Here is a 14544-nt window from a genome sequence, read left to right on the forward strand (position 1 = left end):
GCCCCGCTGCTTCCGGTGAAGTAGCGGGGCGGCTTTTTTCAGGGCTGCTCGACTGGCCTGGCAGCGACCGGTCGAACTTCCAGCCACAGGCAGTAAAACCCGCTCAGCAGGGCCGCGGCGAAGATGGCGCCCACCACCTGCGGGTGCTGCACCAGCCAGGTGGGCCGGTGGTGATAGTGGCTGAACATGGTGTGCAGGTTCAGCAAATAGCCCAATGACACCAGCGCGTAGGGCAGCCAGCGGCGCGAAACCAGCGCGTAGGCGCCCAGAAACAGCACGGCCGGGTGCCAGTACCGCTCGTGCATCTCGGTGTTGAAAAAGCAGAAAACCAGCGGAATCAGCCCGCCGACGAGCAGCACCAGCGGGGCCTGCGCCGCGGTAAAAGCACCTCGATGCCGCTGCCAGGCGCCCAGTAGCAGCGGCGCCAGCGCCAGCGCCGAGGCCCCGCCGAAAGCCAGCAGGCCCCAGTGCCGGTAGCTCAGGCCGAATTTGCGCAGGGTATCGGGTACCCAGAATAGGGCGTCGGGCATCAGCAACACCCAGATGTTAAAGGCGTTGACGGTGGTGTAGGGGTACACGCTGACGGCGGAGAAGTTGATGTGCAGGATGCGCCCCAGGTAACTCTGCCCGCTGCCCCAGACGAAAGGGGCCAGCAACAGCAGCTGCACCGCCGCGGCGGCCCCCAGGCCCGGCAAAAGCTGCCGCGGCCGGCGGCGCAGCAACGGCAGCCACAGCAGCCCGAGCAGCGGCAAGAACACAATGGCCTGCAGCTTGGCGTTTAGGGCCAGCACGTAGAGAACCAGGCTCAGCGCCGGCCGCTGCCGCAAAGCCAGAAGGACCGCCGCAAACACCAGGCAGGTATAAATGGCATCGACCTGCTGCCAGACGAGGGTGTTGTAGAGGTAGCCGGCATTGAGCAGCAGCCACAACGAGCCGACGAACTGCCGCCAGCGCCCCCGCAGCAGGGAAGCGGCCAGCAGCGCCCCGGCGAAGTCGAAGAGCAGGGTAATGGCTTTCAGGCCGTGCAGGTGGCTGATGAGGGCCTCGGCGCTGCCGGCCAGCCGCCCGAACAGCCACAGCACGTACAGGTACAGCGGGTTGTAGTCGATGGCCGGGTTGGCGTAGGCCCGGCTCAAGCCGTGTTGCTGCAGGTACACGCCCCAGGTGCGCCAGGCTTCCAGGTCGCCTTGGTGGGCGGTGGGGCCGGCCAGCACCAGCAGCAGGCTGAACAGCAGCCCATGGAGCACGCCGTAGCGCCAGCTCACCAGCCGGCGCCGCACGGCGTAGCGCCCAAAAGGCCGGAACCCATTCGTCATGCCGCCAAAGCTACGCAGACCCGGGCGGCTAGCACCAGCGGGCTGGTAGAGCTGGTAGAGGCCCAGCAGCAGCACGGCGGCAAAGAGCAGCGCCACCGCCGGCCCGGGGGCCGGCATGAACTGCGGCGCCGCCCGCAGCACCTGGTTCAGATTCAGGTAGTACGCCCCCGAGGCCAGCGCGTAAGCGGCGTAGCGCCCCGAAGTGAAGCCGTAGGCGGCCAGAAACAGCAGGGCGCCGTGCCAGTACCGCTCGTGCATCTGGGTGTTGAAAAAGCAGAACGCCAGCGGCAGCAAGCCGAAGGCCAGTAGCACCCGCGCCCTGTCCAGCGGCCGGGCCCGGCCCCGCAGCTGCCGAACGGTGTGCCGGGCCAGCGGCAGCAGGATTACGGCCGCAGCCAGCCCGAACCAGATGAGGCCCCAGGCCCGGTACGTCAGCCCCAGGTAGGGCCGCGTGTCCGACAGGCCCACCTGCCCGGGGCCCACCAGCAGGTGCCAGAGGTTGTAGGCACTCTGGGAAATGTAGGGGTAGTAGCCCACCGCGTGCTGCCCCACCGCTACCACCCGCCCCAGGTAGGCCCAGCCGCCGGCGCTGAAAAACGGCAGCAGCAGCGCGGCCTGCAGCAGCCCGCCGCCGATTAAGGCACGCAGCAACTCACTGCGGCGCTCAGCCCAGAGCGGCAGCCAGAGCAGCAGCAGGCCCGGCAGAAACAGCACGGCCTGCAGCTTGGTATTCAGGGCCAGCACAAACAGCCAGCCGCTGTAGGCCGCCCGCTGCCGCAGGGCCAGCAGCACCGCTCCAAAGGCGAAACAGGTGTAGATGGCGTCGACCTGCCCCCACAGCAGGGTGTTGTAGAGGTAAGCCGTATTGGCCAGCAGCAGCAACGAAGCAGCGAAGCGGCGGGCGGGTCGGCGCACCAGGCGGCCGGCCAGCAGCGCCCCCGCAACATCGAAGGGCAGGGTGAGCAGCCGCAGTCCGTACACCTGCTCCCGGATGGCCGCCGCGCTGCCCGCCAGCTTGCCGTACAGCCAGAGCACGTACAGGTACACGGGCGGGTAGTTGTTGTCGGGGATGGTGTAGGCCTCGCCGAGCCCGCGGGCGTGAATGTGCTGGGCCCACAAAATCCAGGACGACAAATCGGGGCCGTAGCCGGTGCGGGGCAGCAGCACGACCAGCACCCCGAACAGCAGCAGGTACAGCAGCAGGTAGGGCTCGTTCAGGCGGCGGACGGCAGTAAGGGGCTTCATGCTTCGCGGCGGCTGACTACGTGACGGGCCCGGCGGTACAGCTGCCAGGTGCCCAGCGCTATGCTCAGCCCAAACAGGGCCGCAATCGGCTCGGGCGTCAGCAGCGCGGCCGGCAGCCGCAGGTGGTTCATTACGGCTTCCAGGTTCAGCAGGTAAGCCACCGATACCAGCGCCAGCAGGGCGTAGCGGCCCGAGGTGAAGGCGTAAGCAGCCAGAAACAGCAGGGCGCTGTGCCAATACCGCTCGTGCATCTGGGTGTTGAAAAAGCAGAAAACCAGCGGCACCAGGGCCATCGTGAGCAGCACTAGCGGCGCATCAGCCGGCCGGCGGCGCCACACCCGCCCGACGGTGTGGCCCAGCAAGGGCAGCAGCACCCCGGTGGCCGCCCCCAGAAACAGCAGCATGCCCCAGTGCCGGTAGGTCATGCCGTGCCAGAGGTCGGTGTCGAGCCGGGTCATCAGGTTACCCGTAGCCGTGAGCTGCCACCAGTTGAAGGCCTTCATCGACAGAAACGGGTAGTAGCCCACGGCCTGCCGGTTGATGCGCAGCAGCTCGGGCAGGTAGCTCCGCTCCCCGCCCCAGATGAACGGCGCCAGCACCAGCCCCTGCGTAAGGACGGCGGCCAGCACGGCCCCGGGCAGGCGGCGCGGCGCGGCCAGGCCCAGCGGCGCCCAGAGCAGCAGCAGCGGGGGCAGAAAAATCAGCGCCTGCAGCTTGGCATTCAGCGCCAGCACGAAGCACACCCCGCTGCCAACCAGTCGCCCACGCAGGGCCAGCCACGCGGCCCCAAACACGAAGCCGGTGTAAATAGCGTCGACCTGGCCCCAGATGAGCGTGTTGTACAGATAAGCCGGGCTGAGCAGCAGCACCAACGAGGCGAGGAAGCGGCGCCGGTCGGTGCGGGCCAGGGAGGCGGCCAGCAGCGCCCCGGCCACGTCGAAGGGCAGGGTGAGCAGCTTCAGCCGGTACCAGTGGGCCTGAATGGCCGCCGCGCTGCCTTCCAGCTGCCCAAACAAGGCCAGCAGGTAGTGGTAGAGCGGGTTGTAGTTGTTGCCGTGCAGGGCGTACACGTTGCCCAGCCCGTGGGCCCGGCTGTACTCGGCCCAGCGCGCCCACAGCCAGGTATCGGCCGGGTAGCCCGCCTCGGGCAGCAATACCACCAGCAGCGTGAGCAGCAGCAGGTACGGGCCGGCGTACGGGCCCAGCGGCCAGCGGCGCAGCCAGGCGGGCCAGCGGGATGCAGCGGGGGCGGGCACGCGGCTACTTCAGCTCAAACTCGGCGTCGACCGAGCTGCTGAGGTGAATGGTGCGCAGGTTGGGCACGGGGCCGTCGGCGTCGGCGCCTGGTTCCACCGGCAGGCTCCCGCGCAGCTTGTAGTAGCCGCGCGGCGCGTCGTCGGCCGGGGGCAGGCGCAGGGGCAAGGCCTCGGCCACCGACAACGGTGCGCCGAGCTGCAAACCCAGTTGCCGGGCCAGCACGGCGGCTTTCTGCCGGGCGTTGTCGAGGGCTGCGGCCAGTACCTGCTGCCGGCGGGCGTCCAGTTGGGCACTTTCTAGCCGGGCCACCTGCACGTTGTCGGCCCCGGTCTGCACCAGGCGCGGTATCAGGTCGTTGAGCACGGCGGGCTTGTCGAGCGTGAGCCGGTACACCTTGGTCAGCGACACGGTGGAGTTGAAGGTCTTCGAAAACGCGCCGTAGCCGTAGGCCGAGAGGTTGTCGAGCACCAGCTTCTCGCGCGGCACCCCGAAGCTCTGCAGGGCCGCCAGCAGCGCCTGCTCCTGGGCCTTGGCCTTGTCGGCGTCCTTCACGTTGTCGGCCACGCGGTAGGTGATGAGCAGCTCCATGCGCTCGGGCTCCACCTCGGCCGTAGCGGTGCCCCGCACGCTCACGGTGCGCGGGCGCGGTGCCGGCGCCTGGGCTGCAGCCGCGCCCGCGGCGCCCAGCAGGGTCAGCATCAGCAGCAAACGAAAACGATTCATCCGAAACAATTGCAAAAAGGCCAGGACGCAGACAGGCCGCCACCCCGAACGCTTCGGAATGACGGCCTGCGAAGATAAGCGGTGGGCTTAGCCCAGGGCCTGCGCCAGGTCCTCGATAAGGTCCTCGGCGTCCTCGATGCCCACCGACAGGCGGATGAGCGAGTCGGACAGGCCAGCCTTGCGGCGCTCCTCGGCCGGAATGCTGGCGTGCGTCATGCTGGCGGGGTGGCCCGAGAGGCTTTCCACACCGCCGAGGCTTTCGGCCAGGGAAAACAGCTGGAACTTCTCCAGCACGGCCGTGGCGTCCTCCACCCGGTCGCCCTTCAGCACGAACGACATCATGCCGCCGAAGTCGCGCATCTGCTGGCGGGCCACCTGGTGGCCGGGGTGCGACTCCAGGCCGGGCCAGTACACCTTCTCCACTTTCGGGTGCTGGCGCAGGTACTCGGCCACGGCGCGGCCGTTTTCGCAGTGGCGCTGCATGCGGATGTGCAGCGTCTTGAGGCCGCGCAGCACCAGGAAGCAGTCCTGGGGCCCGGGCGTGCCGCCGCAGGCGTTCTGCAGGAAGGCCAGGCGCTGGTGCAGCTCGTCGTCCTGCACGATGAGGGCGCCCATCACCACGTCGGAGTGGCCGCCCATGTACTTGGTCAACGAGTGCATCACCACGTCGGCGCCCAGGTCCAGCGGGTTTTGCAGGTAGGGCGTGGCGAAGGTGTTGTCGACCACCAGCAGGGCGCCGCCTTCGTGGGCCGCCTCGGCAATGGCCTTGATATCAATGATGTGCAGCAGCGGGTTGGTGGGCGTTTCGGCCCACACCAGCTTGGTGCGCTCGGTCATGGCCGCGCGCACGGCCGCCACGTCGTGCATGGGCACGAAGGTGAACTTGATGCCGTACTTGGCAAAAACCTTGGTGAAGAGGCGGTAGGAGCCGCCGTACAAATCGTTGGTCGATACCACCTCGTCGCCGGGCTCCAGCAGCTTCACGATGCAGTCGATGGCGGCCATGCCCGAGGCGAAGCACAGGCCGTGCTTGCCGTTTTCGAGGGCGGCCAGCGCGTTCTGCAGCTGGGTGCGGGTGGGGTTGTGCGTGCGCGAGTACTCGTAGCCCTTATGGTCGCCGGGCGAGCGTTGCACGTAGGTCGAGGTCTGGAAGATGGGCGTCATGATGGCCCCGGTGCTGGGGTCCGGGTGTACGCCGGCGTGGATGGCTTTGGTGCCGAATTTCATGGGCGGGGAATTGGGATGCGGGGAGCTTAACGAATGGGACGCCAAAGGTAGCAAGCTGATTTTCTTCTGCCTTGCCCGCTTACAAACCCGCGCGGCCCCTTAACTTGCGCTGGTTTGTATTTATCCTTCAACCTCTTCATTTACCGCATGAAACAACTTTTACGCCTCCTGCTCGCCGGTTGCCTGCTGCTGCCGGCCACCACCCAGGCCGCCCCCACGCCCGCCCCGGTCGACTCCGCTGCCCTGATGAAGGCCCGCATCGACTCCATTCAGGCCTCGTTCCGCTACCAGACGGGCCGAATCACCCTCACCGAGGGCCGTGGCACCTTCACCGTGCCCGCCGGCATGCGCTACCTCGACGCCGCCCAGAGCCGCCACGTCCTCACCCGCCTCTGGGGCAACCCCGAGTCGACCACCGAGGGCCTGGAGGGCATGGTTTTCCCGGCCGATAAGGGCCCGCTCGACGAGAAGAACTGGGCCTTCATCGTCAGCTTCGAGTCGATGGGCTACGTGAAGGACGACGACGCGGAGGAAATCGACTACACCGAGCTGCTCGGCGACATGCAGCAGGAAATCAAGGACGCCAACCCCGACCGTAAGGCCGCCGGCTTCCCCACGATGGAGCTGCTGGGCTGGGCCGCCGCCCCGCACTACGACAAAGCCGCCCACGCCCTGCACTGGGCCAAGAAAATCCAGTTTGAGGGCAGCGAAGGACCCACGCTGAACTACGACGTGCGCATCCTGGGCCGCAAGGGCGTGCTGAGCCTGAACGCCGTGGCCAACACCGACCAGCTGGCCGTGGTGCAGGCCCAGATTCCGGCCGTGGTCAAGGGCACCGACTTTGCCCAGGGCCAGCGCTACGCCGATTTCAACCCCGACATCGACGAAGTGGCCGCCTACTCGCTGGGTGGCCTGGTGGCGGGCAAGGTGCTGGCCAAGGTGGGCGCTTTCGCCCTGCTGGCCAAGTTCTGGAAGGTGCTGCTGGGTTTGCTGGCCGCCGGCTTCACCGCCATCCGCCGCTTCTTCACCGGCCGCGGGTCGTCCTCGGAAGATGAGCAGCCCGCCGCCGAGGAAACCACCGACGACGCCACTCCGGCGCCCGGGGTGTAGCTTCGGCGCCCGGTTTTACGTTTGAGCCCCAGCAGCGGGCCGGTCGCCAGGCCGGCCCGCTTTCTTTTCTGCCGCCTATGCGCTTTCTCCGCGAACTGCTTCGCCACAACGCCTCCACCCTGCTCTCGATGGGCCTGCTGGTGGCCCTGCCCGTGCTCGGCAGCTCCACGCTCAGCTGGGTCTTGTACCAGAACCAGACCCTGCTGCAGCACCTCACCGTGGCCCAGACGCTGGTGTACTTCGCCATCATTGCCTTCACCATGGCCTTTGCCCTCACCCCTACCACCTTCGTGGCACTGGTGACGGGCTTTTACCTGGGCTGGTGGGGCTTTCCCGGCATGGTGCTCAGCTACGCCCTGGCCGCCATGGTGGGCTACACCGTGGCCTCCTCCCTCGACCACGGCAAGATGCTCAGCTTCCTGCACCACTTCCCCAAGGCCGACGCCGTGATGGAGGAGCTGAAAAAGGACAGTTGGCAGCTCATCCTGCTCACGCGCATCTCCCCGGTCCTGCCCTTTGCCCTGATGACCTTCGTGCTGGCCGTGATGCGCGTGGAGAAAAAGCGTTTCCTCTCCGCCTCCGTCATGGGCATGCTCCCGCGCAGCCTGTTTTTCTACTGGCTCGGCACCAAAGCCCAGGACGTGTTCGACCTCATCAAGGACCCCGACAGCGGCACCGCCGGCAAGCTGCTCGTCATCGGCCTGATTGTGGTGTCGGTATTCGGCCTGTACTTCCTCTTCAACCGGGCGTTGAACCGGGCGCTAAAAAAGTCGCAAAAAAATGTCGGCTGACTCTCAGCCGCTTGCCGCTTTTACAAGGCTTTCTTCCCGGAAATATTGACGTAACATTTGCACAAGCCAAAAAACGGCCCTTATCTTTGCACCACCAAAACGGAAAAACGGTCACGTAGCTCAACTGGATAGAGCACCTGGCTACGAACCAGGAGGTTTGGGGTTCGACTCCCTACGTGACCACCACAAATTGCAAAAGCCCCGATTCGACTACAGAATCGGGGCTTTTCGCTTATGGTGCGTCCAGCAGCAAGCGTCGTTCCCTTCGGCAGCTGCTTTGCCACCGAAGGGAACGACGCGGCGAGCCGCCGGGTCACGAACGGTTTTTAAATGGTGCGGTGGAAGCGCGCTTTCACCGAGCCTTCAATCATTTCCAGGGCAAACCAGGCCGAATCGGGGGCGGTGGTGCGCGTTTGCAATTGCTGGATCTGGTTAGCCAGGTTGCTGATGTCCAGCACGCGGTGGTCTTCGGCGCGCCAAGGCACGGGGTCGACGGTGGGCTGGCCGGTGGTACTGCCCTTGGGGCCGCGCAGGAGCTTGCTGTAGGCGCCTTCGTGGGTGGTAGAGTCGTCGAGGCCGAAGTGCATGGTTTCGGGCTTGAGCTGCACGTCCAACGTCTGCAGGGGGCCTTCGAACAAACACAGTAGCACGTTTTTGGAGAGCAGGGCGCGGCGCAACGGTTGCTGCGGGGTGCTTGCGTCATTTCCCGCATGGCCAAGAACGACCAGATCGGGCCAGCCGGCCACGATTTCCGAGCGAATCAGTACCCCGCTCAGGCCTTTTTCGCGGTAGGGAAAGCGGAAATCGGCGTTGAGGGCCTGTTCGTGCTGCACGTCCTGACCGATGATGCGGCCGAGGCTGGCCGCTCCGTCGAGCAAGGCGTCCATCCACAGCGCATCGACCTGGAAAAAGCGCAGGGACTCCACTGGCAGTAGGCTTTCGTCGGGCACCAGGTAGCCGAAGGGCAGGTCGACGAGCAGGCTAATATCGGCAAACCACTTGCTGACGACGGGCGGCACCGGTGGCGGCGCCGTGGCCGGGGCGGCGGTGAGCAGCAGCGGGGCGGCGTGCAGGGGCTCGTTCTGGAGCACCAGCTGCTGCTGGGCCACGCTGCGCTTCCAGTTGTAGAGGGCTACCGAAAACGCCTTGCTGCTCAGACCCAGCAGCCGGCCCAGCTCCCAGGCGGCGGCGTACGACACGTCGAGCAGGCCGGTGCTGGGGTGGTAGCGCAGCAGCGCGTCGGCGGCGCGCACGGGCTGGGGGGCATCGGCCGCGGTGCTGGTGGCCGGAATGAGCGGGCCGTGGTACCAGGACACGAGCTGCTGCCCGTCGCGGAACTGGTGCGCGAGGGGCAGGAAGCCGGCGCCGAGCAGGTTTTCGGCTACGCCGCGGCCGGGCAGGCGCAGCGTGCCCGGCTGCAGGGCGTGCACCAGCTCCCGGAAAGTCTTGCTTTGCTCCGCGTACTTCAGCAAGTCGGCCCGGTAGCTGGCGGGCACCTCGTGGCCCAGCAGCTGACCGACCTGCGTCAGGAAAGCTTCCTGGCCGGTTACTTCGGTGTCCAGCAGCGGCTGCAGCAGGGCCAAATCGGCGGCGGGCACGGTGGCTTGCAGCTCACTGATGGCCTTTGACGTGAGCATAAACCGGCGCAGGCAGCTGAAGCTCCAGCTTTTCAGGCTCAGCAGCGCCACCTGGCCGCTGCCTGCGTCGAACTGGCCGCCGGGGTAGCGGCCTTCCAGCGCCACCAGGTGCACGGTGCTGCGCACGCCCTTGGCCGGCAGGCGGCTGCCGATGACCACGGCCAGCTCCTCCCCTAGCACGCCTTTTTCGTCCTTGCCGCGGCGCACGTGGGTGAGCAGCTTCAGCTCGGCGGTGGTGGCGGGCAGTAGGGTTTGGGCCAACCCGTCGTTCAGCGTCAGCACGGTGGCCTGGGCATCGGCCGCTTCGCCGGGCTCGGCCACGAAGCCGGGCAGCACGCCGGGCAGCTTGTCGAGCGGGTAGGTCTGGGTGGCGAAGTTCTCCCCTTCCTCCAGTAGCACCAGCGCCAGCCAGGGGCTTTCAGGGTCGGCGGGGTCGGCGTGCCGCTCCCAGGGCGCGGTGCTGCGCCCCAGCACCAGGTGGGGCAGCACGTTGTTGTGGTCGAGCAGGCTGCCCTCGGGCGGAAACACGGCCTGGATGTCGGTGGGCGGGAGCAGCAGCCGCTCCCCGGCCACGGTGAAGCTCAGCGCGGCCCCGAAGGTGTTGCCGGTGCTGCCGCCGATGCCCGGGCCGGTCAGCGTCTGCTGCACTTCGACGGAGTAGGTGCCGGGCGTGAGGCTGGGCAAATGAAACTGCAGGAATTCGAGCTGGGCGGGGGTATCGTCGGCCATAACAGCGGAAATAAGCGGGCGAGAATCAGGAACAAACGGGCTTAGCTCAGGGCTTCGGCAAACTGCGGGGCCACTACGAAGGCGTCGGCCAAGGACTTATCGGGGAAGATGGGCGCGGTGAAGCCCAGCTGCCGCAGCAGCTCCGCGCGCCCGGCCTGCAGCGTTTCGAGGTGCGTGCGCAGGTAGTCGCGGCGGGCGGTTTCCTGGCTGGGGGCGTTGAATTGCTGCTCGGCCGCGGTGGCGTTGAAGGCGGGCATCGTGCTCCACTGCCAGGCCGGACTGGATATGTCTTCGGGCTCTAATTCCAGCTCGGCGCGGTCGATAAAGGCCGTTTCGGCGGGCTCCTTGGGCGGGCTGCAGCTGATGGTGAAGCCGCAGGCAGCCCCGTCGATGAGCCGGGCGCCGTTGATGGCGGGACTCACCGACTGCCCCCACAAGCCCACCGGCACGCCCTTGGTCACCGGTTCGAGCCGCAGGCCCTCGGTCACGTAATCGTTGCCGCGCTTCACCGTCACGACGGCCTCCGAGCCCACCAGAACGGCCGGCAAGCCCATCGGCCCCACGCCCCAGTTGGTGGCCGCGCCGTTGAGCGACAGGTCGGCGGTGGTTTGGGCCGCGGTTTGCTGCTTGGCCGATTTCAGGGGCACCAGGGAATTGAAGCCCAGGACCATGTCCTTGGGGTTGACGACCGGGTGGGCATCGGCGCCGTCGCCGTCCTTTTTCACCAGGCCCCGCTGCACGGCCAGGCTGCACACGGTATTGTGGTCGGGCAGGAACGACTGGCTGAACTCCGGCCACGAAATCGGGCTGGGCTGCTGGGAGCTGCTGCTGCCGAAGCGCACGTCGAAGGTGACAATCCAGAGGTGCACGTGGGCCTTGCCGGCGAATTCCGGCCCCCAGATGTGCAGGTCGGCGCCCACGTCGACGCTGATGTGGTGGGTGCCGAAGAAGTGGTAGGTGTACGACACGCCCATGTCCACGTACATGCTCGCGTCGTAGTGGTAGGGCTTCCAGGCGATGATGAAGTCGGCGCCGGCGTTAAACCAGGCGCGCAGGCTGCCATCTTCCCACACCGCGCTCAGGTGGGTGCCGGCCATGACGGCCGAGGGCACCAGGGCAAAGTACGCGTCGCCCTTGATGCTGAGCTGACTGGTAATAACCCAGTTGAAGCCCAGCTTATCGACCACCGGGAAGTGCGCGGGCCGCTGGTAGCTGGGGTGGTAGCCGCCCAGCGTCACGGCGAAGTCGTCCTGGTGCGGGCCGGCAAACCAGCAGTAGAACGCGAAGCCGCCGGTGAGGTGACAGTCGCGCGAGAACAGGAAGGAGGCGCTGGTGAGCTTGGCTTCCACGCCCACAAAGCCGATGGCCGGTACGAAGCTGGCTTTCAGGGCCATCTGCACCTCGGCCAGCGGCGGCACGGCCCCGCCCGTCTGGGCCGGCAGCACCAGGGTGGAGAGGCCCAGCAAATCCAGCTCGAAATCGGAGCCGAAGCTCACCACGAGCAGGGCAAACGAGTCGATGAGCTTGAAGGAAGTGAACTTGATGCCCACGGCCAGGAAATACTCGCCCACGGCCGGCGGAATGTAGCTGTGCAGCTGCTCCAGCATCGTAGCCAGGCTCGGCTTGGCGGCGCCGGCGCCGCCCGCGGCTAGGCTCACCAGCGGAAACTGCGCCACCTTATCGATGCCGGGCACCTGCAGGGCGCGGTTGAAGCCGAAGCCGGCGGCCAGCCCGGTCACGAAGAAGAAGGCCGGCCCGCCCAGCGGCACGTCGAGCACGCCGTAGACGAACATGGACGGGTGCCCCTCGTAGTTGGCGTAGGCGCCCACGGCCGCGAGGGAAAACTCCTCCGCCTTGATCTGCACCGCCCCGCTGTACTCGGTGTAGGGGTTGCCCTGGCTGTCGGTGTAGTGCTTCGCCAGGAAGGCCCCGCCGATTTCCACCGGCCCGCTCTTGAACTCAATGCCCAGGCCCTGCAGCCCGAACGACAGCGCGAACGGGTGCAGCTGGGCCGAGGCCGACAGGCCCACGAGCGAGACGGTGAGGCCCGCCACCGAGAAGCCCCCGTCGAGCAGAAAAGTGAGCAGGCCGCTTTCGTACTGCACGCCCACGCGCTGCAGCTGCAGCGGCCCGAACGACTTCTGCAGGTTAAACCAGGTGGCTTTTTCGGCCGGGGCGGGCGTGGTACCGGCGGGCGGCGCGGGCGCCTTCGTGGGGTCGTCGGCCAGCTGCCCCTGCTTCAGGCCGATGGGCAAGGCCATGGGAATGACCACGGTACCCAGGCTCAGCTCGATTTGCAGCAGCAGGCCCTTGCTGAAGGCATCGGGCAGCACGATGGCCGCGTCGCCGAGCAGGTCTTTGAGGGCCGTCACGTCGGCCTGCAGGAACTCCTGGGTGGCAATGCGCGGCTGGAACACCAGGCGCAGCGCCTCGTCCTTGGGAATGTACTGGCCCACCAGCGGCAGGGCCGTCAGGTCGGCCCCAAACTCCATGTCGAGGCCCAGCAGCCACTTGGCCACGGCGCCTTCGTCAGTGCCCTTCAGGTAGCCGGCAAAGGCGTCCTTGAGGTTGAAGCGCAGGTCCTGGGTTTCGGTGAGCAGGCTGTCGTCGGCGGGCAGGAGCAGGCGCAGCAGGTCGCTGACGGCCAGCTCCTGCCCGGCGGTATTCTCGTAGTCGCCCCAGAAAATGGTGTCGGTTCCGCCGGTGCTGAAATCGAGGTCGAACTGCCGGCCGGCCAGCGTCAGGCGGCCTTTGAAGGTCTTCTCGAACTTGCCGTCGACGTGGGTGAGGGCAATGTCCAGGGTCAGGTCCACCGTGGTCTGGCCCTGCACCGGGAACTGCAGCTCGCAGCTGAAGGTCGAGTCGTTGGTTTTGGTGTCGAGTGTCACCGTCACGTTGTCCACGGTGAGGCCCGTCAGGGCCGGGGGCAGGTCCTCGCCCACCCCGAAGCGGTCGGCCACGTCCTTCATCAACGTGCCGATGGGAATGGCCTGCCCGGTGCCGGTGGCGCCCAGAAACTGCCAGCCCAGCCCGGCCCCGGCGTAGGTGGCCGACAGCAGCACGTCGACGCCGGCCACATTGATGATGCCCGCCAGCACGCCCGTCAGCTTCTCGGGGGTGTAGGCCACGCCGAAGCGGATGTCCTCGATGGCCAGCGGCAGGCTGCCCAGGGGCATGTAGCCCTCCACCTCGGCATCAAAGGCGTAGTTGCCCTTGGCAAACGCGAAGTTGAGCGTGGTCACGTCAATCAGCGGCAGCTCCGCCGTGCTGGGGCCGAGCAGGCTGCCCAGCAGCTCGCTGAAGTGCAGCAGCGCCTCGTCTTTCAGCCCGCCGTGCACGCTGAACTCGGGGTAAGTGGCCCCGGCTTCGATGACGCCGGCCTGCCCCAGCACGATGTCACCGCCGAGGCTGGCCCAGGGCAGCTTGGCGCCCAGCGGGTCGTTGAGCCGGAACTGCAGCAGCACGTTGGTCAGGGCAATGTCCTGCTTGGCGGCGCTCAGGTGCAGCAGCGTCCAGGGCGAGGCGCTGCCGATGTCGAAGCCGATGAGGGCGAGCTTGTTGGGGTTGCTGAAGTCAATATCGAAGAAGAAGCCGCGGAACTGCAGCACGTCTTCGAGGTGGAAATCGGGCGGAACGACGCTCGGAATGTCCACGGGGAAGTTTTTGGCCAGGGCCACTATCTCGTCGAGGGCGGCGCTGGCCACGCCCGTCACGTCGGCCTCGAAGCGCAGGCTGCGGCCGAAGTCGTACACGGTGGCCGTCAGCGGCAGGGTGTGCTGCTGGCCCTGGGCCGAGAACGGAATGCTGGTGGCGAAGACCACGTAGGGTACGGCGTGCGTCTCCTTGGCCAGGAAGTCGTACGTGATGTTGCTGCCCACCTTGAAGCTGGTGTCCTGCACCGCAAAAATCTTCAGGTCCGTCTGGGCAATGACGGGCGAATCCAGCTCCACCTGCTGAATGGCGGTACCATTCTTTGCGCAGCGGAAAAAGCCGGTGAACGTCTGGTTGCTCAGCCCCAGCAGCTCGGCCAGCCCGCCCGACAGCTTCTGCAGGTCCAGCGCCGCCGTAAACGTCAGCCCCGCGTCGAGGGCGGCCGAGGCGAGCTGCAGCACGGACGGCTGGCCGGCCACGAAGGCAAAGTTTTCCAGCACCGTACCCTGCAGCGTGGGGAAGCCCGCGCCGAACGACCAGCCCTCTGGGGCCGTCACGGTCAGCTGCAGGGCCACGTCGGCGTTGTCGGCGTAGGTGAACTGGGCCGTTACGCCGGCTTTGGCCAGCCAGCCGGCCGTGCCGGTGCCGCTCACCGTCACCTGCGCCCCGTCGGCGGCGGTGCTTACGGTGACGGGGGCGGCCAGCTGCAGGGGCTGCGCGGGCAGGTAGTCCTGGGCCAGCTGGCTGACGGCGGCCGACTGCAGCTGCGTCAGATCCAGCGAAAAGGCGCCGGCCTGCTGCGCGTCGGCCAGCAGCTGCTTGAAAGTGGCGAGGGAGAGGCTGCTCATAGAAACGGGA

The 14544-nt window shown here is 67.1% G+C and carries 8 protein-coding genes and 1 tRNA gene; 3 read left to right on the forward strand and 6 right to left on the reverse strand.

Annotated elements, in window-relative coordinates; all coding sequences use genetic code 11:
* Window positions 1-38: 38 nt before the first annotated feature.
* From EJV47_RS11750 to EJV47_RS11765, 4 genes are all read right to left on the reverse strand, one after another.
* A complete protein-coding gene (locus EJV47_RS11750; RefSeq protein WP_126693340.1) occupies window positions 39-2561 on the reverse strand; it encodes a hypothetical protein in 2523 nt (840 codons plus the stop codon).
* On the reverse strand, window positions 2558-3817 hold the full coding sequence (locus EJV47_RS11755; protein ID WP_126693341.1) for a glycosyltransferase 87 family protein: 1260 nt from the start codon (window positions 3815-3817) through the stop codon (window positions 2558-2560). The genes EJV47_RS11750 and EJV47_RS11755 overlap by 4 nt, the downstream gene beginning before the upstream one ends.
* A gap of 4 nt (window positions 3818-3821) precedes the next feature.
* The gene (locus tag EJV47_RS11760) at window positions 3822-4541 is read right to left on the reverse strand and encodes an SIMPL domain-containing protein (protein ID WP_126693342.1); all 720 of its coding nucleotides are present in this window, start codon (window positions 4539-4541) and stop codon (window positions 3822-3824) included.
* An 87-nt stretch (window positions 4542-4628) separates the two neighbouring features.
* Window positions 4629-5768 (reverse strand): cystathionine gamma-synthase, encoded by a 1140-nt coding sequence (locus tag EJV47_RS11765; RefSeq protein ID WP_126693343.1) that lies wholly within the window; start codon window positions 5766-5768, stop codon window positions 4629-4631.
* 147 nt (window positions 5769-5915) lie between these two features.
* Here EJV47_RS11765 and EJV47_RS11770 point away from each other — a divergent pair, with 147 nt between their 5' ends.
* The 3 genes from EJV47_RS11770 (at window position 5916) to EJV47_RS11780 (ending at window position 7855) form a co-directional block, all read left to right on the forward strand.
* On the forward strand, window positions 5916-6878 hold the full coding sequence (locus tag EJV47_RS11770) for a DUF2167 domain-containing protein (protein WP_126693344.1): 963 nt from the start codon (window positions 5916-5918) through the stop codon (window positions 6876-6878).
* 77 nt (window positions 6879-6955) lie between these two features.
* On the forward strand, window positions 6956-7669 hold the full coding sequence (locus EJV47_RS11775; protein ID WP_126693345.1) for a TVP38/TMEM64 family protein: 714 nt from the start codon (window positions 6956-6958) through the stop codon (window positions 7667-7669).
* Between the two features lie 109 nt (window positions 7670-7778).
* Window positions 7779-7855 (forward strand) — tRNA-Arg (locus EJV47_RS11780).
* A gap of 140 nt (window positions 7856-7995) precedes the next feature.
* Here the strand turns inward: EJV47_RS11780 and EJV47_RS11785 are convergent.
* Both EJV47_RS11785 and EJV47_RS11790 read right to left on the reverse strand, forming a co-directional pair.
* The gene (locus EJV47_RS11785) at window positions 7996-10035 is read right to left on the reverse strand and encodes a hypothetical protein (RefSeq protein ID WP_126693346.1); all 2040 of its coding nucleotides are present in this window, start codon (window positions 10033-10035) and stop codon (window positions 7996-7998) included.
* 41 nt (window positions 10036-10076) lie between these two features.
* Window positions 10077-14534 (reverse strand): DUF6603 domain-containing protein, encoded by a 4458-nt coding sequence (locus EJV47_RS11790; protein ID WP_126693347.1) that lies wholly within the window; start codon window positions 14532-14534, stop codon window positions 10077-10079.
* Window positions 14535-14544 lie beyond the last annotated feature (10 nt).

Source organism: Hymenobacter gummosus (genome assembly GCF_003970915.1).
GTDB classification, from domain to species: Bacteria; Bacteroidota; Bacteroidia; order Cytophagales; family Hymenobacteraceae; genus Solirubrum; species Solirubrum gummosum.